Here is a 21,212-nt window from a genome sequence, read left to right on the forward strand (position 1 = left end):
GGATATTGAAGCGGTGCTTATTATGATGCTGTTTCAGGCTGGGTCCGGCTGTTTGCGTATTGCTGATTTCGGACGGAAGGCCTGACATACCGTGGCATGGGTTTCTATGTACGGGCCGCCGATCAGATCGATGCAATACGGGACAGCTGCAAAGATGCCGGGCAATAACAGCTTACCATCCGCATCCCGCAAGCCTTCCAGCGTTTCTTTGATCGATTTGGGTTGACCCGGTAAATTCATGATCAGCGCAGCATGGCTGTCGGTTTCGCGTATCACCGCGACCTGACGTGACAGGATGGCCGTTGGCACAAAGCGCAGGCTGATCTGACGCATTTGTTCGCCAAAGCCAGGCATTTCTTTGGTGCCCACTGCCAGTGTGGCTTCCGGCGTCACATCGCGCCGCGACGGGCCGGTGCCACCAGTTGTGACCACCAGATCACAATGCGCCTGGTCGACCAGCTCTGTCAGTGCTGCTTCGATCGCGCTGCGCTCGTCAGGAATCAGACGGGTTTCCAGATGCCAGGGCGTAGCCAGTGCCTGACTGAACCAGTCCTGCAAAGCGGGCAAGCCCTGATCCTGATAAATACCGGCAGAGGCACGGTCTGATACCGAGACCAGACCGATACGTAAAGCGCGTTCGGTATTACTCATCGAAGGCTTCGTCCTCAGCATCGTCTTCATCGGCGTCATCCTGTGCGTCAGCTGGTTTTTTGCTGATTTGCTTCAGTATCTGGAAGATTTCACGATAGGCCTTCGGTGCCTTGTTCTCCGCCTGTTCTTTACGTGCGTTGCGGATCAGGGTGCGTAACTGCTGCACATCCAGTTCCGGATGCTCAGCCAGCAATTCTGTGAGGGCATTATCGTCGGCCAGCAGTTTGTCGCGGCGGCGTTCCAGTGCATGCATCGCTGCGGTCTCGGCTTTGGATGCGCCTTTCCAGCTGTCGATGGTTTTCTGTATCAGCGCGACTTCTTCTTCATCAAGTGTGCGCATTTTTTTGCCGACATATTGCATCTGACGGCGGCGACCTTCATGGTTCTTGATTTGCTGGCATTCCAGAATTGCGTCGCGCACGTCTTCTGGCATGGGAACGCGTTTGACGCGGTCACGTGGCTGTTCGACCAGTTCTTCACCCAGTTTTTGCAAGGCGGTCATCTCGCGCTTGAGCTGGGATTTTGATGGACGTTCGTACTCTTGTTCGAACTCGTTGGATTGGTAGCCACATGAGCCACGGTTTGGATTTGGCATAATTCTGCGCCTTTACTGTATAAACTTTATGAAACGGCTGCTATGATACCCGTTTTAGTGGGCGCCGCGACAAAAATGCCCATTCTGGCAGCCGGGATGCAGTGGAAAAATTGCTGCACGCTGTCTGCAGTGCGCAGTTTCCGGTGTCGCATCGGCCTAAGAACTGGCAGTCCTATCCTCGTATTTATAGTAAAGAAAACGTCTATGAGCAAACCCGTGTTCTCCCATTCCCAGGATCAGTTGCGGCAGATCGCGAATGATATGTTACGTTTTGCGAAAGAAAAAGGCGCGTCGGATGCGGCGGTCGAGATCAGCGAAGGTGGCGGTCTGTCGATCAGCGTGCGCAAAGGGAAGGTAGAGACGATAGAGCTGAACCGCGATAAAGGCATAGGAATTACAGTCTATCTGGGTCAGCGTCGTGGTAATGCCAGCACTTCGGATTTTTCTGAGCGTGCGCTGCGTGACACGGTGGATGCTGCCTACAATATCGCGCGCTTCACCGCTGAGGATGACTGCGCCGGTTTGCCGGATGCTGATATGCTGGAGCTGGCACCGCGTGATCTGAAGCTGTGTTACCCGTGGCAAATCAGTGCGGAAGAAGCGATAGAAATCGCCCGGCGTACCGAAGCGGCTGCCTTTGCGGTCGATAAGCGCATCACGAATAGTGAAGGCGCCAGCGTACATGTGCAGCAGTCGCATTTTGTGGCTGCCAATTCGCGCGGTTTTATAGGCGGTTATCCAATCTCGCGTCACACCATTTCGGTGGCGCCGATAGCCGGTAAGGGTGCTGCGATGCAGCGTGATGATTGGTATTCATCGCAACGCAATCCTGCCAAATTGGCTAAGCCCGAAGAAATAGGCCGCTACGCTGCCGAGCGTGCGCTGGCGCGCCTGCATGGACGCAAGCTAACCACACGTCAATGCCCGGTCTTGTTTGAGGCGCCTTTAGCTGCAGGCATATTGGGTGCCTTTGTGCAGGCTACCTCCGGTGGCGCTTTATACCGCAAATCCAGTTTTTTACTCGATAGTCTGGGTACGCAGATTTTCCCATCGCATATTCAGGTGTTGGAAGACCCGCATGTGCCGGGTGCTGTCGGCTCGTCTCCGTTTGATGATGAGGGTGTGCGCACCAGCAAGCGCGAAGTGGTCACGCAAGGGATATTGCAGGGCTATTTCCTGTCTTCGTATTCGGCACGTAAGCTGGGTATGCAAACCACGGGGAATGCGGGTGGCTCGCATAATCTGAGCCTGCTTTCGTCGCTGACTAAGCGGGGTGATCATTTTGCCGGCATGCTCAAAAAAATGGGTACCGGTTTGTTGGTCACCGAACTGATGGGGCAGGGCGTGAATTATGTGACGGGTGATTATTCGCGTGGCGCATCCGGCTACTGGGTAGAAAACGGCGAAATCCAATATCCGGTTGAAGAAATCACGATCGCTGGCAATATGCGCGATATGTTCCGTCAAATCGTCGCGATTGGGAATGACACGCTGATCCGTGGTACTAAACAGACCGGCTCCATCCTGATTGAAAATATGATGGTGGCGGGGAATTAAGAAATTTAGGAATTCAACGCAAGGAGATGGTGAGGCTGATCCTTGTGGCGAACATGGCAACGGCAGGGATCAGAGTCCTTGCCGTTGTTGTTTGTAGTTCAGCTTGTATGACCAACTTTGCGCAAAGCTTGCGTAAAATTCATGTCGATTTTATTTAAGTAAAATGAATTTGCCGCCTTTGGCGATATTGACTATCGCTTCTTGTTGCGCATCGTAGCCGGATTCCTTGCCATCTCTGGCAGTCGCTTTGCGAAATGCAAATTTGCCGGTAGCGCCCTCGTACCGAACCTGAGGCAGTGCATCGCGCAATGCGATACGGTCTTTAGCGAGGTCCCCGCTTAAGTGGATAGTTTTGAGCGCCTCTGCCATGATGTGTATCGCATCATAAGCCTGCGCTGCGAATTGATCTGGTTCACTCTTATATCTGGCACGGTAGTCGGTCAGGAACTGTTTATTGATGGCTGTGGCGTTTTCAGCCGACCAGGGGCTACCCATCAGGGTGTTGTCGGCAGCATCTTTGGCTATATCAAACAGCTTAGATGAATTAAAACCATTACCCCCGATGAAGGGTTGCCTCATGCCTAGTGAACGGGTTTGCAGGATGATATTGGCGGCTTCTTCGGTCAGACAAGAACATACGATGGCATCGGGTGCTGAATCTTTAATTCTGCTGAGCTGTGCTTTGAAGGACAGTTCGCCTTTGCCATAGGTTTCTGTGTTGGTGACGAGAATTCTCTGATCCGCCAGTGTGTTTTTGAACACATCATAGCCACTCTTGGTGAAAACGTCGTCGTTGCCATAAATGATGGCAACCTTCTTAATCTGAAACTGTTTGATCGCTGCGCGTACCGTGGTGGGTAACACGTCTGCTTCGGTCACTGAATTGCGGAAAGTGTAGGGGCCTATGGCTGTAATACCGTCAGCGGTATTGCTGGTTGCGAACACCACAGTTTTGGCCAGATTGGCGATAGGATCGGCGGCAAAAGCAGAGTTAGACAGGGTAGGACCAAACAGCATCAAGACCTTATCCTGATAAATCAGCTTATTAAAGACACTGACTGCTTCTTCTTTTTTACCCTGTTCATCGGCAACCACCAATGCCAGCTTATTCCCATTGATGCCGCCTTTCGCATTGATGCTGTCGGTCGCGAGCACCATGCCATTCCGGATCGGACCACCATACTTGATGGTGGGGCCGCTCAAGGCTGCGGCAAGGCCGATGCGGATATCGGCTGCCTGTGCCAGTAAAGGACACAGGCTCAGGAATGCGACAAAAATCTTCAACTGCTGCGACATTGTATCTCCGGACGCTTTTAATCGTTATCTGCTGATTGTATGGTGAAGCGCAGAGATCAGCAATCAGGAAAATGATTCCTGATCGTCCGGAGCATTGAGTTCAGGCTTGCGCCTTAGTCGTCTGTCAGCCTAATTGTTGGCGCGCACGCGTGATTGCCAGCCGTACTTGTTCCGGTGCGGTGCCACCGATATGATTACGCGCCGCCACTGAGCCTTCCAGTGTCAGTACTGAAAAAATGTCGGCTTCTATCAAGGCTGAGTAAGTTTGCAGTTCGTCCAGTGACATATCACTGAGGTCGCAGCCTTTTTCTACACACGTTTTGACCGCATGGGCGACTGCTTCATGTGCATCGCGGAATGGCAAACCTTTTTTTACCAGATAATCGGCAAGATCGGTTGCGGTTGCATAACCTTGTAAAGCAGCCGCACGCATGGCGTCCGGCTTGACGCTGATGCCCGTTGCCATGTCAGCGAAAATTCTCAGCGTATCGACCACGGTATCAACGGTGTCAAACAGTGGTTCTTTGTCTTCCTGATTGTCTTTGTTATACGCTAAAGGCTGGCCTTTCATCAGGGTCAGTAAAGCGATCAGATGGCCATTCACGCGACCGGTTTTGCCGCGTGCCAGTTCGGGTACATCAGGATTTTTCTTTTGCGGCATGATGGATGAGCCGGTGCAGAAGCGGTCGGCGATATCAATGAAGCCTACCCGCGGGCTCATCCAGATCACCAGCTCTTCCGACATGCGTGAAATATGCGTCATTACCAGTGCGGCGGCTGCGCAGAATTCAATCGCGAAATCGCGGTCAGAGACAGCATCGAGCGAGTTATAGCAAACTTCATCAAAGCCCAGGGTTTTTGCCACACGCTCACGGTCAATCGGGAAGGTGGTGCCGGCCAGCGCGGCGGCGCCCAGAGGTAAGCGGTTGACCCGTTTGCGGCAATCCAGCATGCGCTCGGTATCGCGCCCAAACATTTCAACATAGGCCAGCATATGATGACCAAAGGTGATCGGCTGTGCTACTTGCATATGGGTGAAGCCAGGCAGGATGGTGTCTGCATTTTTCTCAGCCAGATCAATCAACGCAGAGCGCAAGGTGCGTAACAGCCCGACAATATTGTCGATGGCGGAGCGCATATACAGGCGGATGTCGGTCGCGACCTGGTCGTTTCTGGAGCGGCCGGTATGCAGACGCTTACCAGCGTCACCGACCAGTTCGGTCAGGCGTTTTTCTATGTTCAGATGCACGTCTTCCAGATCCAGCAGCCATTCAAATTTGCCTGACTCAATTTCACTTTGGATCTGCTGCATACCACGCTGGATATCGGCGTAGTCCTGCGCGCTGATGATGTGCTGTGCACACAGCATTTCCGCATGTGCCAGTGAGCCCTGGATATCAACCAGTGCCATGCGGTTGTCAAAGAAGACCGAAGCGGTGTAACGTTTGACCAGATCAGAAACAGGTTCAGAGAAGCGCGCCGACCAGGCTTCGCTTTTTTTATTGAATTGTGATGTCATAATGAATGGTTTGCCGTAAAAGGCAGCGGTTTGCAGTAAGTTTTCAGCAGATTATAAAGCAAGCCTCCCATTTTCCCGAATAAAAGCATCGATGAGTAAGAAAACACCTGCCTCCAGCTTTGAACCCTACATCCCGGATTGCTGCAATCTGGGCGTGGTTTTCCGCGTGCTGCTCGCGGTCAGTGTGGCGGTGCTCGCCGGATTGAGGTCGCGTGGCGACAGTGTCTGGCTGGTGCTGGGTAATTTCATGGAGGCGTCGATACTGATAGAACTGATCTGTCTGTGCTCGTTATTTTTGCTGTGTCTGTGTCGGCGCGCACTGTACCGGATTTATTTGTCGCCTCATTTGCAGCGTAGCCTGTGCGCCCTGCTGCCGGCAATGGTGAGCTGGCTGGCGATAGGGACACTGCGCAGTATGGATTGGTTTGGTCTGATTTTTCCTAAGCTGGATCTGGTCTTTGTCGTGGTCGCCGCCGCCTGTGCCGGGCTGCTGTTTCAGGCTTATTTTGAATTACGTACACGTGCATTTTCACCGGCATTGGGCGAGGCGAGGCTGCAGGCTTTGCAGGCGCGTATTCGTCCTCACTTTTTGTTTAATAGTCTAAATACAGCGTTGTCGCTGATCAGGAGTGATCCGCGCCGCGCTGAAGTGGTGCTGGAGGATTTGTCCGATTTATTCCGTATCCTGATGCGCGACACGCGCACCATGATCAGCCTGCGTGATGAATTGCGTCTGTGCGAGCAATATCTGGCGATAGAAACGTTACGCCTGGGTGAGCGCCTGCATGTAATCTGGGATAGAGCGGATTTGTCAGATGATGAGGCGCGCGGGGTAGAAATCCCGTCTTTGCTGTTACAGCCCTTGATCGAAAATGCGGTGCATTACGGCGTCGAGCCTTCGGCAGAAAAGTCTGACATTTCAATTCAATTGAAAAAAAGTTTAAATAAGATTGAAATTCGTATCAGAAACCCGCAGCATGCGCGATCCGGTTCTCCATCGGGCAATCAGATGGCGCTGGAAAACATCCGGCAACGCCTGGCCTTACTCTATGACGTAGAGGCTGGTATGAGCAGTCTGACCGTGGAGGGCTACTTTGAAGTGAAACTGTATTTTCCCGCACGCCGCTGACGACCATGACACCTATCCGTTTATACATCGTTGATGATGAGTTGCCTGCACGTCAGCGTCTGCAGACTTTATTGGGTGATATCGCGCCGGAATTGCCGCATCAGTTGATCGGAGATAGCGGGCAGGCGATGGAGGCGTTGGTGCAGATACAGGCGCTGAAGCCGGATGTCATCCTGCTGGACGTGCAGATGCCTGAGCTGAACGGCATAGAGTTTGCGGAAAAACTGCATACCTTGATGCCGATTGAGGATGTGCCGGACATTATTTTTGTCACGGCATACGAGGAGTATGCGCTACGTGCATTTGATGTGCATGCCAGTGATTATCTGCTCAAGCCGGTGCGTGCGGCGCGGCTGGCGGACGCTTTAAAGCGTGTTGCAAGTCGCGCACAAACCAGACAGCGGAGCTTGTCGCAGCAAACCGGTGCAAGCAACCCGCGCCAGCATTTCTCCGTGGCTGAGCGTGGCCGCATTACTTTGGTGCCTGTGACGGAGGTGCTGTATCTGAAGGCCGAGCAAAAATATGTAAGTTTGCATACGGCACAAAAAGACTATCTGATTGAAGAATCCCTGACCGCGCTGGAAGAGGAGTTTTGTGGGCTGTTTGTACGGGTGCACCGAAATGCGCTGGTCGCCCGTGCCGCTATTGCAGGCGTGGAAAAAACCTTGTTAATCGCGGAATCTGGTAGTGAGCAGGAAAAGGTTAGCGAAGTCTGGCAGTTGCGTATCGCGGGCAGCGAAGAAAAATTACTGATTTCGCGCCGGCAATGGGCAGTAATTAAGACCCTGCTGAAGTAGTTATTGATCTGGCGAAGGCTTATTTCAGCGCCACACCGGCAACCCGGTCAGATCCAAATTTTCGTCCTTGACCCAGGCTGGCAAGCCACTGATATCAGTGGGACCCAGATCGGCCAGCAAATCGAGCTGCACCTGTTTCATGACTTTGCCACGTTTTGAATTTGCCTGCGATTTTTTATGATCGCTGTTTTCAGGCATGGGTTCATTTAAACCCGGTAATTCCATCGTGGCGTTGTCTTTGTAATCTTTCATCGGACTAATTTGAACTGGGTGCAGAACACATAGGCATCAGCTGCCAGAATACAGCGCATTGACAGGATACTGATCCGCTGCGCTCAGTCATAAGCCGGGAACGCGCTTTACTCAACATCCATCGTGCAAATAACAAAGCCACCTTAACGCTGCATAGCAGCCGGTGGCTTATGAAATTCTGGTTGCGGGGGCAGGATTTGAACCTACGACCTTCGGGTTATGAGCCCGACGAGCTGCCAGACTGCTCCACCCCGCGTCTGAAGAGGCCGAATAATACATGGCTGGACTGGTATATACAAGGGGGTGCCGGATTTATTTTTTATTTCATTCTTTTTGATTGCGATTTCTTGCAATCCGTGTGGCAGTACGTGAATTTTATTGCTGCAAGGATTGCTTGTGCAGTGAAACACTGCATAATAGGCAACATGGTTTCAAGAAACAGTTGGTCAGTGCAATACTGACTGGCGGTTGCATTAAAACAGACTGATAAAAAAAGGAGAGCCATCATGAGCCAGGATATTTTCGATACCTACGACACCCAGATCTCGCCTGAAGGCAGAATGGAGGTCTTATCTAAAGCTGAGGTCGGACGCCTGCTCGACAGCAGTCATGGCGGTTTGTATCAGTTGTTCCGCAATTGTGCTTTAGCTGTGCTGAATTGCGGCAGCGGCCTGGATGACGGTAAAGAATTGCTGGAGCGTTATAAGAACTTTGAAATCAATATCATACAACGTGAACGCGGCATCAAGCTGGATGTGAAAGGTGCCCCTGCCAGTGCCTTCGTTGACGGCGTAATGATCAAGGGCATACAGGAGCATTTGTTCGCAGTATTGCGCGATATTTTATTTATCAATGCTGAAATTGCACAGGGCGCGAAATTTGATCTGAGTCACAGTGAGGGTATCACTGACGCGGTCTTTCACATTTTACGGAATTCGAATCTGCTGCGACCTCAGGTCAGCCCAAATCTGGTGGTGTGTTGGGGCGGGCATTCGATTTCCGGTACTGAGTATGACTACACCAAACAGGTCGGCTATCAATTGGGCTTGCGCGGTCTCGATATTTGTACCGGTTGTGGCCCGGGGGCGATGAAGGGGCCGATGAAAGGCGCAACCATCGGTCATGCCAAGCAAAGAACCGGGCAGGGCCGCTACATCGGCTTGACAGAACCTGGCATCATCGCGGCGGAAGCGCCAAATCCTATCGTCAATGATCTGGTGATCATGCCGGATATAGAAAAACGGCTGGAAGCCTTTGTGCGCGTCGGTCATGCGGTGATTGTTTTTCCTGGCGGTGCCGGTACCGCGGAAGAAATTTTGTATCTGCTCGGGATATTGCTGCATCCTGACAATGCTGAATTGCCTTTCCCTTTGATTTTTACTGGTCCTGAAGGTGCGGTTGATTATTTCCGGCAGATAGATCAGTTTATTGCTGACACCATAGGTACGGAAGCGCAGAAGCGCTACAAGATTGTCGTGAATGATCCGGTGCAGGTTGCGCGTGAGGTGGAGGCTGGAATCCGCGAGGTCCGTGCCTTCCGCAAAGCCCATGGTGACGCCTACTATTTCAACTGGATGCTGAAAATTGACAGTGAATTTCAGCATCCGTTTGAGCCTACCCATGCCAATATGCACAATCTGGCGCTACATAAGAATCAGCCTGCGCATATGTTGGCAGCCAATTTAAGGCGCGCTTTCTCGGGTGTCGTGGCAGGTAACGTCAAAGACCAGGGGATACGTGCGATAGAAAAACACGGACATTTTGAATTGCAGGGCGATCCGGCTATTATGGATTCCATGGACACCTTGCTCACCGCGTTTATCGCGCAGCATAGAATGAAACTGCCGGGTAAGGCCTATGTGCCCTGTTATCGTATCTTAAAGGCGGGCTAATTCGGGTGGAGATACGGCGGGCAGCTTGTGTTTCCGCCTGTTGCCAATTAACGATACAGGGATGCATACAGTCGTATTTGTACAAATTAATGCATATAAGTAACATTAGTTGACGGAAACAATGCAGTCTGCCTTGTTGCGTATGCTAAAAATCACCTAAGATGTGAAAGCGACACATTGCGGTAAATATTTCTGTGGGGATATCAATTTCTTTGGGTTAGACCTGTGAAATTGGTAAGATAGCTAAGTATGATCTTTTCACTATTGAGGAAACTAATATGAGTACCGTACAGCAAGAAGTTGATGAACGTACCAACCTCACAGGCTCCAATAAATTTGAGTTGTTATTGTTCCGTCTGGGCGGTGATGCCAGCGGTGACCGGTCCGAGCTGTTTGGTATCAACGTATTTAAAGTGCGGGAAATCGTTGCCATGCCGACTATCACGGCAGTGGCTGGTTCCTTGCCTCACATGTTAGGTGTGGTCAATCTGCGCGGTCAGATCATTCCCGTGATTGATTTGCCATCCGTCGTAGGCTGCACACCTAAAACTGGCCTGAACATCATGCTGGTTACCGAATATGCACGCACTACCCAGGGTTTTGCGGTGGAATCAGTGGAAGAAATCGTACGCCTGGACTGGAGTCAGGTCTTGTCGGCGGAGAGCAGTGCAGTTGGTGGTATGGTGACCAGCATTGCGCGCCTCGATGGGGATACGGAAAATACCCGTCTGGCGCAAGTGTTGGATGTGGAGCAAATCCTGCGTCAGATCACACCTTCCGATGCGAAAGATGTCGATCCTGAGACCATAGGCGATAAACTGCATATGAAAGAAGGCGCCGTGATTTTGGCAGCGGATGATTCCGGTGTCGCACGTAGTCTGATCGAGCAAGCGCTGGGCGCTATCGGTGCACCGTTTATTATGACCAAGACCGGTAAGGAAGCCTGGGATAAATTGCAAGTCATCGCAGCTGCAGCCCAGAACGAGGGCAAACAACTGCGCGATAAAGTTGCGATGGTGCTTACCGATCTGGAAATGCCGGAAATGGATGGTTTCACGCTGACGCGTAAGATCAAACAGGATGATCGCTACAAACATCTGCCTGTAATCATCCACTCATCGCTGTCTGGCACCACCAATGAAGAGCATATCCGTACCGTCGGTGCTGACGCCTATGTTGCGAAATTTGTGGCGGAAGAACTCGCAGCGGCGATACGTAAGATACTGGCCAAGTAAGCACCTATTTTGCAAAAAATGGACGCCGGGGTGTATTGACTCCGGCGTCCTTTTTTATTTGTCGAAATCCTTTTTTCTCGTTTGAGGACGCTGTATGTGCAGCAAATTCGCTCGTTTGGCCTATGCCTGCTCTTGCTTGCAACGATGGACTAAGGCGCAGCTAACAGGGGTGGGTTCATCCCTCGCGATTGCTTTGTGTTTGGGTTCAGTTGGTGTAGTCAGTGCTAAGCCATTCGATCTGGCCGATGCGGAGGCCAGGTTCAGTCATCTTGGCAAGATGAAACCGGGTGTTGAATACAATTTGATTTCAGATCGTCCCATGCTGGGTTTAGAGTCTGATTTTGCGAACCGAAATGAATATGCCTTATATCAGCGTGTATGTTCGGTTGATTTTGTGGTTCGTGCCAAAAGCCTCAATTCAACCTCATTTCTTACTTCGGATAGGAGGCAGATACTGACCAGGTCAGAGTTTGTCATCAGTGAAGTGATACGTGCCAACACAGCCATGTCAGCAGGCAGTCAGATAACGCTGGTGCAGTTGGGTGGCGAAGTGCGCGAACATGGCGTACGTCTGGAGATGCGCAATGCCTCGCGCATCGTTTTTCGCCCTAAGCAGGAATATCTGCTATTCCTGAATCGATCCCGCATGGCTTCTTCCGATAACTTTTACCCGGACAAGCTCAGTTTGGAGCTCTTGAATGGCCAGGTATTGCGCCATAGCGGATGGCTTCCTGCAGCCTATTCTGTCTTTAGGTATAGCGATTTAAAGACTGAGCTGCAAAGACTGGAGCAATTGCATCCTTGTCCAGGTCAGGACGGTCAGAAAAAGACTTAGTTTTATCTGCTACCCGCGACTTTCTGCCAGCCACCCGGACATTGTTTGATGGCGGGATAGAAGCCGTCCGGGTCCCGGCAATACAACCATTCATTGGGGGCGGTCATGGGTGGAGCTGAGCGTATTTCATCCCTGTAGATGACGCTTGGTACAGGTTCTGCACTGTAACTGCTGGTGGAATAAGTCGTTACCGGCTGAGTGTATACAGTCCGCACTTCTACTGGAGCCGGGTACACAATATTGCTCGCATACGCAGGTGTGTAGTAGACAGGTGCGACGCCATAATAGGGCCGATACCAGGCGTGGTGGTGGTAATGACCATAATAAGCCGGTGTCAGATTGATACTGATGCCAGCGCGGACGCCAGCCTGCGCCTGTGTTGCTGCGCCAAATCCGATTAGCAGAGTGCCAGCGATCATCCAGGTTTTCATGATGCCTCCTATAGACTTACTATTTTCCTGTAGATGGAAACTTATTGCGCGATTTGTAATCTGTGTACCTGTGCCAACGATTCGTGGGTTGGCTCGGCTCAGTTTGCTATATTTCTGCATCATAGCAGCAAATGGAGGCAGGAAAGCAGCTTGCTGAAAGAGGCATACGTGGTGCGCTATGGTGCTGTATTTTGCTACTTTTTTAGCGAAAAGCAGGATTTTGTGTAAATTGAAACGACGGTTTGCCACGATCTTTGCTTAAATTAAAATAAATAAGTTATCTAGGGAAGCAATAATGAAAATAAACCTTAGCTTCAAACATAAGGCACTTGTGCTGGCACTGTTTGCCGTGACACAGAGTTATGTCGACCTGGCGCAAGCGGCAACATCCACCGCCGTTGTCAACGCAGCTGCAGATGGTGCTGAAGTACCTGTCAATACAGTCCGGGAACGCTATACCAAATACGAATACCAGATTCCTATGCGCGATGGCGTTAAGCTGTTTACTGTGGTGTATGTTCCCAAAGACAGTAGCCAGACTTACCCGTTTCTGATGCAGCGCACACCTTACGGTTCCGGTGTACATGCTGGTGGCGAGAGTCATTATGGGGTGGACTTCTATCCCAACTCACTCGGGCCAGGACGTGATTTTGAACAAAGCGGTTATATCTTCGTCACCCAGGATGTGCGTGGCCGTTACATGTCTGAGGGGGCATGGCAGGAAATGACGCCACATGCCAAAACCACGCGCGCCGCTGGTGAGGGCATAGAAAGCCTGGATATGCACGATACGGTGGAATGGCTGCTGAAGAATGTGCCCGGCAATAATGGCAAAGTCGGTATCTGGGGTATTTCTTATCCTGGCTTTTACACCTCGGCCAGCATCATCGATTCGCATCCTGCGATTAAAGCGGCTTCGCCTCAGGCACCAGTGACCGATCTGTATATGGGCGATGATTCTTATCATGGCGGCGCTTTTATGCTGGCCGCCAATTTCGATTTCTATTCGAATTTCACTGTTGAAAAAAATCCTACGCCGCTGCCCAAAACCTGGGGCGAGTTTGATTACGGTACGCGCGATGGCTATCAATATTTTCTCAAACATCTGAGCTTGGCAAATATCACTGCGCAGCTCAGTGATAAGCAGCGTGAGCTGCTGATGCCAACTATCGTGCACAGCACTTACGATGCATTCTGGCAGGAGCGTAATATTGCACCGCATCTTAAAAACATCCGTGCAGCGGTGTTGACCGTAGGTGGCTGGTATGACGCTGAGGATGTACAGGGACCATTCACAACCTATCAGGCGATACGCAAGCAGCAAGTCAAAAAAAATGGCGAACGTGCTCCGTTTAATGGCCTGGTGATCGGCCCCTGGGTGCATGGCGGCTGGGCAGGTGCGGACGGTAAATCACTGGGTCAGGTCAGCTTCGACAGTAAGACTAGCGAATATTACCGCAAGCAGTTACTGTTCCCGTTTTTTGAGCATCATCTGAAAGACGCCAAGATCAAATCTGTGGCCGAGGTGAATGCATTTGAAACCGGCACCAATATCTGGCGCCAGTATGCAAGCTGGCCACCTGAGCAAGCGAAAGCGGCGACTTTGTATTTCGGTGCAGATGGCAAGCTCAGCTGGAAGCAGCCTGCTGCCGTCAACACCACAAATACCGTAAATGCCGATAACACTGTTTTTGATGAATACATTGCTGATCCTAAAAAGCCGGTGCCATTTATTTCCTATGTGGCGACCGGTGCGCCGCGTGAATACATGGTCAGCGACCAACGCTTCGCCTCGGTGCGGCCGGATGTGCTTGTGTATCAGACCGAGCCGCTGGAACAGGACGTGACCATCGCAGGTCCGATACAGCCACGTCTGTTTGTGTCGACTACAGGCAGCGATGCGGATTGGGTGGTGAAGCTGATCGATGTCTATCCGAATGACTATCCGGAACGCAGCAACGGACGTGAACGTGGCAGTGATGTGCCGCCGCCTTCAACGACGCTGGCTGGTTATCAGCAACTGGTGCGAGGTGAACCTTTCCGTGGCAAGTTCCGTCAGAGTTTTGAAAAACCGCTGCCTTTTGTGCCGAATGAAGTCACAGAAGTGAAGTTCAGCATGCCTGATGTGCTGCATACTTTCCGGCGCGGTCATCGCATCATGGTGCAGGTGCAAAGCTCCTGGTTTCCGCTGACTGACCTCAATCCTCAGAAATTTATGGAAATACCACAGGCTAAACCTGAGGACTTCCAGAAAGCGACTCAAAGGGTGTATCGTTCTGCCACCCAGGCCTCAGGTCTGGGTGTGCAGGTCATCACAAGCAATAAAAATCCTGCATCCCTGACACCATAAAAATAGCTAACTTATTTAGACATATCATTCAGATATAGCATTCAGACTTATTTTAATTCAGGCCAAAAATGAAAACTCCTTTACTTCGCTTAAAACGCAGCGCCCTGGCAGTGGCCTGTGGCTTGCTCAGCTTGTCCGCTACAGCGCAGAGCCCTGCGCAAAACACGACGCCTGCTGCCAGCAATGCCTTTGTGCTGGAAGCGCACACCATGGATTTGAAAGCCGATCCATGCACCAGTTTCTTTGAATATGCGAATGGCTTGTGGCTCAAAAATAATCCTATCCCGGCTGATCGTTCACGTTACAGCGCGTACGACGAAGTGACTGAGCGTAATCTGCTCGCATTGAAAGAAATCGCGGAGCTGGCCGCTGCCAGCCAGTCACCGGATGCGCAACAACGCCTGGTTGGCAATTTCTATGCAAGCGGCATGGATGAAGCCCGTATCGAACGCGAAGGTGCCCAGCCTTTGCAGGCGCAGTTTAAGCTGATCGATGCCATCAGCGATAAAGCCGGTTTGATACGCGTCATCGCGCAATTACACCAGCAAGGTGTGATGCCGCTGTTTGGTTTTTCCGTCGATCAGGATTTAAAAGACAGCAAGCGTTATATTCCGCAACTGGGTCAGGGCGGCCTGGGTTTGCCAGACCGTGATTACTACCTGAAGAATGACGCCAAGACCAAGGAGATCCGCGCTCAATACCTGGCCTATATGAAGCAGATTTTCAGTTTGTTGGGTGAAGATGCAGCGCAGTCTGCCCAGCACGCGGCGCAAGTGATGGCACTGGAAACCCGGCTGGCGAAAGCCTCGCTGACCAAGGTGGAATTACGCGATCCGGCCGCCAGCTATCATCTGACCGATTTGGATGGTTTGCAAAAACAAGGCAAATCGGCTTATTGGGGCAGCTATTTCCAAACCATAGGATTGCAGCAGCCGGGTCAACTGAACCTGGCACATCCTAAATTCTTCAGTGAAGTCGATAAGATGCTGGATGCCGTTCCGCTCGCGCAATGGAAAACCTATCTGAAATGGGATGTCGCGAACAGTCGCGCCAATTTTCTGAGTCAGGCTTTTGTGAATGCGAATTTCGATTTCTATGGCAAAACCCTGGCCGGTATTAAGGAGTTGCAACCACGCTGGAAACGGGTGCTGGGAAATATCGATGCGCAAGCGGGTGAGGCGCTGGGCCAGTTATATGTCGCGAAATTCTTTGGGCCGGAAGCCAAGGCGGGTGTACAGGACATGGTGCGCAATATCCAGGCTGCGATGCGGGACAGCATAGGCAAACTGGAGTGGATGTCGGAACAGACCAAACAGCAAGCCTACAAAAAACTCGACAGCATCGTCGTCAAGATCGGCTATCCGGATGTTTGGCGCGATTACTCCAGCCTGCAAATCGATCGCGGCTCGTATGCAGACAATGTGGCGCGTGCTTCGGCGTTTGAGTTTCAGCGTGTACTGTCCCGTCTCGGCAAGCCGATAGACCGCAATGAATGGGGTATGACACCACAGACTGTGAATGCCTATTACAACCCGACCATGAATGAAATGGTGTTCCCTGCTGGTATATTGCAACCGCCGCTGTACCACGTGCAAGCAGACCCAGCGGCCAATTATGGCAATACTGGTGCAACGATAGGCCATGAGCTGACCCATGCGTTTGATGACGAAGGACGCCAGTTTGACGCGGCCGGTAATTTGAAAAGCTGGTGGACTGCACAGGATGAGAAAAAATTCCTGAACCGCGTTAAAGCAATAGAAACCCAGTTCAATGAATTCAATCCTATCGACAAATTGCATATCAATGGCAAGCTGACTGCAGGTGAAAACATTGCTGATCTGGGCGGCATGAAGATTGCCTTGCAGGCGCTGCGTACTTCGCTGCAGAAAAATCCTCAGCCAGCTTTGCTGGATGGCTTGACGCCGGATCAGCGTTTCTTTATTGCTAATGCGCAAAGCTTCCGCAGCGCCATCCGTGATGAAATGTTACGTCTGAAAATCGCGACTGACCCACATTCTCCGGACAAGTACCGTGTGATTGCGCCACTCGCGAATATGCCGGAATTCTCGTCAGCCTTCAGCTGCCAGGGTGAACGCTCGCCCTTGCGTCAGGGGGCAAAGCGCGTAAACATCTGGTAACAGCGTATACTAGCGCTGAATTAGCGCTGAATTAGCGCTGATTTATCGTTGAGTTGTCTCTACAATCAGACTACGGCGGGGTGAAAATCATGATTTTTGCCCCGCTGTTTTGTTGAAATTTTGATACTTCATAGCGCAGCCTACAGCCAAACACCTTGTTATTTTGAGCCAGAACCATGATGGAAAACACCAAAGTCATCGAATTTGAACGCCCTCAGATGGAAGAGGGCAGCAGTTGTACCGCCAATGCCTGGGCACGTGTACCGGAAGCACCAAGCGCAGAAGAAAAACAGGTATTGAAAGAGAAAATACGCCGTTTGCTCAAAGAAAAGCAGGCTGTGTTGGTGGCGCATTACTACGTCGATGCAGAATTGCAGGACCTGGCTGAAGAAACCGGTGGCTGCGTATCCGATTCGCTGGAAATGGCACGTTTCGGGCGCGACCATGCCGCCAAAACCCTGATTGTGGCCGGCGTGCGCTTTATGGGTGAAACTGCCAAAATCCTGAGTCCGGAAAAAACTATTTTGATGCCTGATCTGGACGCGACCTGTTCGCTTGATCTGGGGTGCGATGCCACCGAGTTCGCCGCATTCTGTGATGCGCATCCGGACCGTACCGTCGTCGTCTATGCCAATACCAGCGCCGCTGTCAAAGCACGCGCTGACTGGATGGTGACGTCCAGCATAGGCCTGGACATCGTGGCACATCTGCATGCGCAGGGTAAGAAGATTTTATGGGCACCGGATAAACATCTGGGTGGCTATATCCAGAAACAGACTGGTGCCGATATGCTGTTATGGCAGGGTTCTTGTCTGGTACATGATGAATTCAAAGGCATAGAGCTTGATGTGCTCAAGGCCGAACATCCGCATGCCAAGGTGCTGGTACATCCGGAGTCCCCGGCTGCCGTGGTGGCACAGGCTGATGTGGTTGGCTCCACCTCACAACTGATCCATGCAGCCCAGACGCTGGATGCGCAGGAATTTATCGTCGCGACGGACAACGGCATACTGCATAAAATGCAAATGGCTGCACCGGGCAAGCGTTTCATCGTCGCACCGACCGCTGGTAACAGCGCCACCTGCAAGAGCTGTGCGCATTGCCCGTGGATGGCGATGAATGGCCTGCGCAATTTGCTGGCTGTGCTGGAACAGGGTAATAATGAAATTCAGGTTGAGCCTGCGACGGCGGAAAAAGCCAAGCTGTGCATTCACCGTATGCTGGATTTTGCAGCTGCGAAGAAAGCCAATGTACGTCCGTCCGGCGACCTGGCTAAAGATGCAGCGCTGTTCCAGAACATAGGCCCGGCCTGACAGCCTCCTCCAGCAGACGGCAAACTCAGCCCAGAATAAAGACCGGATACCCTGAACAAAAACAAAATTCAATACTATGTCCAGCAATTTACAAAACAAACACTTCCCTTTTGATGCCGATTTACAGTCTGCGTTTGAGCGCAATGTGCGCGATGCGCTGGCTGAAGATGTCGGTACAGCTGACCTGACCGGCTTGCTGGTACCGGCTGAGCAAATGGTGCAGGCGCAGGTCATCGTGCGTGAAGACGCGATACTGTGCGGCGCACCCTGGTTCGATGCAGTGATGCAGGCTTGTGATCAGCGCATACGCATTGAGTGGCAATATGCCGAGGGTGATGCAATGACCGCCAATTCCGTCGTTTGCAAAATCCAGGCGCCTGCACGTGCTTTGCTGACGGCTGAACGCTCGGCACTCAATTTCTTGCAACTGTTATCGGCAGTTGCCACAGCGACTGCGCATTATGTGAAACTGATCGCGGGCACCACGGCTGCCATTCTGGATACCCGCAAAACCCTGCCTGGTATGCGATTGGCGCAGAAATATGCAGTCCGTGTCGGTGGTGGTAAAAATCAGCGCCTGGCTTTGTATGATGGCATCCTGATTAAAGAAAACCATATCGCTGCTGCAGGTGGTATCGCGCCAGCGATGCAGCATGCACTGGAGCTCAATGCGGGCGTCAGCATACAAATCGAAGTAGAAAGTCTGGATGAGCTGCATGCAGCGCTGAATGCAGGAGCCACTTCTGTTCTGCTTGATAACTTCAATACCGATATGATGCGTGAAGCCGTCAGCATCAATGCGGGTCGTGCCTTGCTTGAAGCTTCAGGCGGCGTCGATCAACGTTCGGTACGCGCGATTGCCGAAACCGGTGTCGACCGTATTTCTATCGGCAGCCTGACCAAAGACATCAAAGCTACCGATTACTCACTGCGGGTATTGGCTTAATTGATGCTGGTCGGGGGCGTCATCAACACCGCGCCTGCCTTCATCTGTTTGCCTCGGTGTACGGCGGACAGATGGGCTCCCGTTTATCTGCTGAATCCACCACTTGAACCAGTGTTGCTGCCACTGGTCGCAGCGTGGCTGTGATGTCCGCTCTGACTGTTTATGCTGTCCTCACTGACACCTGATTTTAATCAAACCAAGGAGAACAGCATGAACACCGCAAACGATACAAGCAACGCAAACCACGCAAACCACGCAAACAGTAACAAGGACGATGCATCGAATCCGGTTCTGGCATTTTGTCTGAACCTGGGCGCTACCTTGCGCTACTTCTGGCAATCCTATGTCATCCGCGTCGCAGCGACCAGCTGGAAACGCTGTCTGGCTGCATGTTTTCTGGCCTTGCTGTTGGGCGCAATGTTAGGTCTACCTGGCCTGGCATTTATCATGGTACTCACGACGCTGCTGGTCAAATGCATCGTGCCGCAGGCAGTGACAGCCGCCGAAGTCATTGAACAGGATGGCCGGGAGTAAACACATGCAAGGCAAAGACGATAATCCGGTATTGGATAGCGTACTGCATATGCTGGAAACGCTACGCATCCTATGGTGGCGTTTTTTTGACTGGCTGGCCGTGGTGCCCTGGAAAAAATTACTGTTGGTCTCGCTGTTGGTGATGATCATCGGTGGCATGCTGGGCTTGGGCGCTTTGCCACCGGTGTTGGTACTGTCCTCGGTGCTGATTAAGAGTCTGGCTGGTGGCAAACGGCGCGCGGAAATGGCGGCCACAGCGGCTGCCAGCCGCGCCGATAGGGAGGCGCTGGAGCGGCGTGTGATAGAGGCTGAAATGGCTGCCTTGCAGGCGCAGATAGAGCCACACTTTCTGTTTAATACTCTGGCCCTGATCGGACAATTGATAGAAACGGATGCCGTGCGCGCTGCGCTGGTTCATGCCGACCTGATCCGCTATCTGCGTGCAGCACTGCCACAAATGCGTCAGCCAGGCATGGGTAGATTGGGGCAGCAAATCGATCTGTCGCGCGCTTATCTGAACATTATGCAAGCCAGGATGCAGGAACGTCTGTGCTATCAGATTGAGGTGCCCGAGGCCTTAGCGCAGGCGCAATTCCCTTCGATGATGATACAGACACTGGTGGAAAATGCGATTAAGCACGGCCTGGAGCCTAAGACAGATGGTGGCAGTATTCATATCCGCGCCAGCAGCGATGCACAGCATATCCTGCTGCAGGTCAGCGATAATGGCGTTGGCCTCAATCCCCATGCCGAAGATGGGGTGGGGCTCAGTAATATCCGCGAACGGCTTCAGGCTTTGTATGGTATCCGCGCCGCGCTGATTACCGAAATCCCTGAATCCGGCGGCGCCAGTTTTACGCTGCAGATTCCCCTGGAAACTGTATAGCAAAACACGAACGAATTAACTCCGGAGCAGACGATGCAAAGAACAGCAATGATCGTTGATGATGAAGCACCAATGCGCGACCTGTTACGCAGCCGCTTGCGTACAGTCTGGCCGGATTTGCAGATCGTGGCTGAGGCTGCGAATGGCATAGCAGCGCTGGAACAGGCTGCGCTGACTCAGCCCGACGTCGTATTTCTGGATATACGCATGCCCGGTAAGAATGGCATAGAAGCAGCGGCCGAACTGGTTGGCCGGGCGCAGCTGGTGTTTGTGACCGCCTACAATGATTACGCGATTGCCGCCTTTGAGCGCGGTGCGATGGATTATCTGCTCAAACCGGTTGAGACCGATCGTTTGCAGCAAACCTGTGCGCGTTTGCAGCAGCGGCTGCAAGAGCGCGATGCAGCCAATAGTGTCAGCAAGCCAGCAGATACAGACAAGGCGCTGTCTGCGACTGCTTTGTCGGCCAAAGCGACTCAGGTACAGGATTTGCTGACCCAGTTAATGCAGCAGCAAGGCGCGAACAAAGAATATCTGCGTTGGATACAGGCCAGTGTCGGTAATGCCTTGCGCATGATCAGTACCAAAGAAATTTTGTATTTTAAGTCCGATGAAAAATACACCCTGGTGCAGACCGCACAGGCTGAATACCTGATCCGCAAATCGTTGAAGGAACTGGAGGACGAATTGGATCCGCAAGAGTTCTGGCGCATCCATCGCTCCGCCATCGTCAGCGTGTCAGCGATTGCCGAAGTCAGCCGCGATTTTCGCGGCCGCCTGATGCTGAGTGTAAAAGGCCAGACGGAAAAACTGGAAGTCAGCCGCAACCACACGCATTTGTTTCAGCAGATGTAGC

19 protein-coding genes and 1 tRNA gene are annotated in these 21,212 nt (G+C 52.0%); 13 read left to right on the forward strand and 7 right to left on the reverse strand.

Translation table 11 applies throughout. The features are described 5' to 3' along the window. Positions 1–33 precede the first annotated feature (33 nt). Positions 34–651: a molybdopterin adenylyltransferase gene (mog, locus tag H8K47_RS12970; protein WP_186881840.1), complete on the reverse strand. Its 618-nt coding sequence runs from the start codon at positions 649–651 to the stop codon at positions 34–36. Then, entirely contained in the window at positions 644–1,246 is a 603-nt protein-coding gene (gene yjgA, locus H8K47_RS12975; RefSeq protein WP_186881841.1) for a ribosome biogenesis factor YjgA, read from the reverse strand. The genes mog and yjgA overlap by 8 nt, the downstream gene beginning before the upstream one ends. 204 nt (positions 1,247–1,450) lie before the next feature. On the opposite strand from yjgA, the gene pmbA reads away from it, so the two are divergent. Continuing rightward, complete coding sequence (gene pmbA, locus H8K47_RS12980; protein ID WP_186881842.1) at positions 1,451–2,803, forward strand: metalloprotease PmbA; 1,353 nt, start codon at positions 1,451–1,453, stop codon at positions 2,801–2,803. Between the two features lie 150 nt (positions 2,804–2,953). On the opposite strand, the gene H8K47_RS12985 is transcribed toward pmbA, so the two are convergent. Both H8K47_RS12985 and argH read right to left on the reverse strand, forming a co-directional pair. Next, positions 2,954–4,099, reverse strand: a complete 1,146-nt coding sequence (locus H8K47_RS12985; RefSeq protein WP_186881843.1) for an ABC transporter substrate-binding protein — start codon at positions 4,097–4,099, stop codon at positions 2,954–2,956. Positions 4,100–4,223: 124 nt separating this feature from the next. Continuing rightward, on the reverse strand, positions 4,224–5,618 hold the full coding sequence (gene argH, locus H8K47_RS12990; protein ID WP_186881844.1) for an argininosuccinate lyase: 1,395 nt from the start codon (positions 5,616–5,618) through the stop codon (positions 4,224–4,226). 91 nt (positions 5,619–5,709) lie between these two features. On the opposite strand from argH, the gene H8K47_RS12995 reads away from it, so the two are divergent. Both H8K47_RS12995 and H8K47_RS13000 read left to right on the forward strand, forming a co-directional pair. After that, entirely contained in the window at positions 5,710–6,747 is a 1,038-nt protein-coding gene (locus tag H8K47_RS12995) for a sensor histidine kinase (protein WP_186881845.1), read from the forward strand. 5 nt (positions 6,748–6,752) lie between these two features. Continuing rightward, positions 6,753–7,544, forward strand: coding sequence for a LytR/AlgR family response regulator transcription factor (locus H8K47_RS13000; RefSeq protein ID WP_186881846.1), 792 nt, complete (start codon positions 6,753–6,755; stop codon positions 7,542–7,544). Between the two features lie 24 nt (positions 7,545–7,568). Here H8K47_RS13000 and H8K47_RS13005 read toward each other — a convergent pair whose 3' ends face one another. Both H8K47_RS13005 and H8K47_RS13010 read right to left on the reverse strand, forming a co-directional pair. Then, entirely contained in the window at positions 7,569–7,796 is a 228-nt protein-coding gene (locus tag H8K47_RS13005) for a hypothetical protein (protein WP_186881847.1), read from the reverse strand. A gap of 179 nt (positions 7,797–7,975) precedes the next feature. Continuing rightward, positions 7,976–8,052, reverse strand: a tRNA-Met gene (locus tag H8K47_RS13010). 250 nt (positions 8,053–8,302) lie between these two features. Here H8K47_RS13010 and ppnN point away from each other — a divergent pair. The 3 genes from ppnN to H8K47_RS13025 all read left to right on the forward strand — a co-directional run bounded on the left by ppnN (position 8,303) and on the right by H8K47_RS13025 (position 11,758). Next, positions 8,303–9,688 (forward strand): nucleotide 5'-monophosphate nucleosidase PpnN, encoded by a 1,386-nt coding sequence (gene ppnN, locus H8K47_RS13015; RefSeq protein WP_186881848.1) that lies wholly within the window; start codon positions 8,303–8,305, stop codon positions 9,686–9,688. A 278-nt stretch (positions 9,689–9,966) separates the two neighbouring features. Continuing rightward, positions 9,967–10,923, forward strand: coding sequence for a chemotaxis protein (locus tag H8K47_RS13020; RefSeq protein ID WP_186881849.1), 957 nt, complete (start codon positions 9,967–9,969; stop codon positions 10,921–10,923). 94 nt (positions 10,924–11,017) lie between these two features. After that, positions 11,018–11,758 (forward strand): hypothetical protein, encoded by a 741-nt coding sequence (locus H8K47_RS13025; protein ID WP_186881850.1) that lies wholly within the window; start codon positions 11,018–11,020, stop codon positions 11,756–11,758. A 2-nt stretch (positions 11,759–11,760) separates the two neighbouring features. Here the strand turns inward: H8K47_RS13025 and H8K47_RS13030 are convergent, their stop codons facing one another. Then, complete coding sequence (locus H8K47_RS13030; protein ID WP_186881851.1) at positions 11,761–12,189, reverse strand: hypothetical protein; 429 nt, start codon at positions 12,187–12,189, stop codon at positions 11,761–11,763. Between the two features lie 295 nt (positions 12,190–12,484). Here H8K47_RS13030 and H8K47_RS13035 point away from each other — a divergent pair, with 295 nt between their 5' ends. The 7 genes from H8K47_RS13035 to H8K47_RS13065 all read left to right on the forward strand — a co-directional run bounded on the left by H8K47_RS13035 (position 12,485) and on the right by H8K47_RS13065 (position 21,211). After that, complete coding sequence (locus tag H8K47_RS13035) at positions 12,485–14,539, forward strand: CocE/NonD family hydrolase (protein WP_186881852.1); 2,055 nt, start codon at positions 12,485–12,487, stop codon at positions 14,537–14,539. Between the two features lie 68 nt (positions 14,540–14,607). Then, entirely contained in the window at positions 14,608–16,677 is a 2,070-nt protein-coding gene (locus tag H8K47_RS13040) for a M13 family metallopeptidase (protein ID WP_186881853.1), read from the forward strand. Positions 16,678–16,853: 176 nt separating this feature from the next. Further along, the gene (nadA, locus tag H8K47_RS13045; protein ID WP_186881854.1) at positions 16,854–17,990 is read left to right on the forward strand and encodes a quinolinate synthase NadA; all 1,137 of its coding nucleotides are present in this window, start codon (positions 16,854–16,856) and stop codon (positions 17,988–17,990) included. Positions 17,991–18,066: 76 nt separating this feature from the next. Further along, positions 18,067–18,936 carry a carboxylating nicotinate-nucleotide diphosphorylase gene (nadC, locus tag H8K47_RS13050; RefSeq protein WP_186881855.1) on the forward strand — a complete coding sequence of 290 codons (870 nt, stop codon included), beginning with the start codon at positions 18,067–18,069 and terminating at the stop codon, positions 18,934–18,936. 210 nt (positions 18,937–19,146) lie between these two features. After that, positions 19,147–19,470, forward strand: coding sequence for a hypothetical protein (locus H8K47_RS13055; RefSeq protein WP_186881856.1), 324 nt, complete (start codon positions 19,147–19,149; stop codon positions 19,468–19,470). A gap of 4 nt (positions 19,471–19,474) precedes the next feature. Then, positions 19,475–20,356, forward strand: coding sequence for a sensor histidine kinase (locus tag H8K47_RS13060; RefSeq protein ID WP_230410205.1), 882 nt, complete (start codon positions 19,475–19,477; stop codon positions 20,354–20,356). A gap of 33 nt (positions 20,357–20,389) precedes the next feature. Next, on the forward strand, positions 20,390–21,211 hold the full coding sequence (locus tag H8K47_RS13065) for a LytR/AlgR family response regulator transcription factor (RefSeq protein WP_186881858.1): 822 nt from the start codon (positions 20,390–20,392) through the stop codon (positions 21,209–21,211). Position 21,212 lies beyond the last annotated feature (1 nt).

Origin of the sequence: Cognatundibacterium rugosum (assembly GCF_014284365.1) — a bacterium.
In the GTDB taxonomy this organism is placed as follows: domain Bacteria; phylum Pseudomonadota; class Gammaproteobacteria; order Burkholderiales; family Burkholderiaceae_D; genus Undibacterium; species Undibacterium rugosum.

Excerpts from the sequence above, each read along its gene's own strand:
- yjgA (WP_186881841.1), bottom strand. The coding sequence starts at position 1,246 with ATGCCAAATCCAAACCGTGGCTCATGTGGCTACCAATCCAACGAGTTC.
- H8K47_RS13060 (WP_230410205.1), top strand. The coding sequence starts at position 19,475 with ATGCAAGGCAAAGACGATAATCCGGTATTGGATAGCGTACTGCATATG.
- mog (WP_186881840.1), bottom strand. The coding sequence starts at position 651 with ATGAGTAATACCGAACGCGCTTTACGTATCGGTCTGGTCTCGGTATCA.
- H8K47_RS13005 (WP_186881847.1), bottom strand. The coding sequence starts at position 7,796 with ATGAAAGATTACAAAGACAACGCCACGATGGAATTACCGGGTTTAAAT.
- argH (WP_186881844.1), bottom strand. The coding sequence starts at position 5,618 with ATGACATCACAATTCAATAAAAAAAGCGAAGCCTGGTCGGCGCGCTTC.
- ppnN (WP_186881848.1), top strand. The coding sequence starts at position 8,303 with ATGAGCCAGGATATTTTCGATACCTACGACACCCAGATCTCGCCTGAA.
- H8K47_RS13035 (WP_186881852.1), top strand. The coding sequence starts at position 12,485 with ATGAAAATAAACCTTAGCTTCAAACATAAGGCACTTGTGCTGGCACTG.
- H8K47_RS13040 (WP_186881853.1), top strand. The coding sequence starts at position 14,608 with ATGAAAACTCCTTTACTTCGCTTAAAACGCAGCGCCCTGGCAGTGGCC.
- H8K47_RS12995 (WP_186881845.1), top strand. The coding sequence starts at position 5,710 with ATGAGTAAGAAAACACCTGCCTCCAGCTTTGAACCCTACATCCCGGAT.
- H8K47_RS13065 (WP_186881858.1), top strand. The coding sequence starts at position 20,390 with ATGCAAAGAACAGCAATGATCGTTGATGATGAAGCACCAATGCGCGAC.
- H8K47_RS13000 (WP_186881846.1), top strand. The coding sequence starts at position 6,753 with ATGACACCTATCCGTTTATACATCGTTGATGATGAGTTGCCTGCACGT.
- H8K47_RS13030 (WP_186881851.1), bottom strand. The coding sequence starts at position 12,189 with ATGAAAACCTGGATGATCGCTGGCACTCTGCTAATCGGATTTGGCGCA.
- pmbA (WP_186881842.1), top strand. The coding sequence starts at position 1,451 with ATGAGCAAACCCGTGTTCTCCCATTCCCAGGATCAGTTGCGGCAGATC.
- H8K47_RS13020 (WP_186881849.1), top strand. The coding sequence starts at position 9,967 with ATGAGTACCGTACAGCAAGAAGTTGATGAACGTACCAACCTCACAGGC.
- H8K47_RS13055 (WP_186881856.1), top strand. The coding sequence starts at position 19,147 with ATGAACACCGCAAACGATACAAGCAACGCAAACCACGCAAACCACGCA.
- H8K47_RS12985 (WP_186881843.1), bottom strand. The coding sequence starts at position 4,099 with ATGTCGCAGCAGTTGAAGATTTTTGTCGCATTCCTGAGCCTGTGTCCT.
- nadC (WP_186881855.1), top strand. The coding sequence starts at position 18,067 with ATGTCCAGCAATTTACAAAACAAACACTTCCCTTTTGATGCCGATTTA.
- nadA (WP_186881854.1), top strand. The coding sequence starts at position 16,854 with ATGATGGAAAACACCAAAGTCATCGAATTTGAACGCCCTCAGATGGAA.
- H8K47_RS13025 (WP_186881850.1), top strand. The coding sequence starts at position 11,018 with ATGTGCAGCAAATTCGCTCGTTTGGCCTATGCCTGCTCTTGCTTGCAA.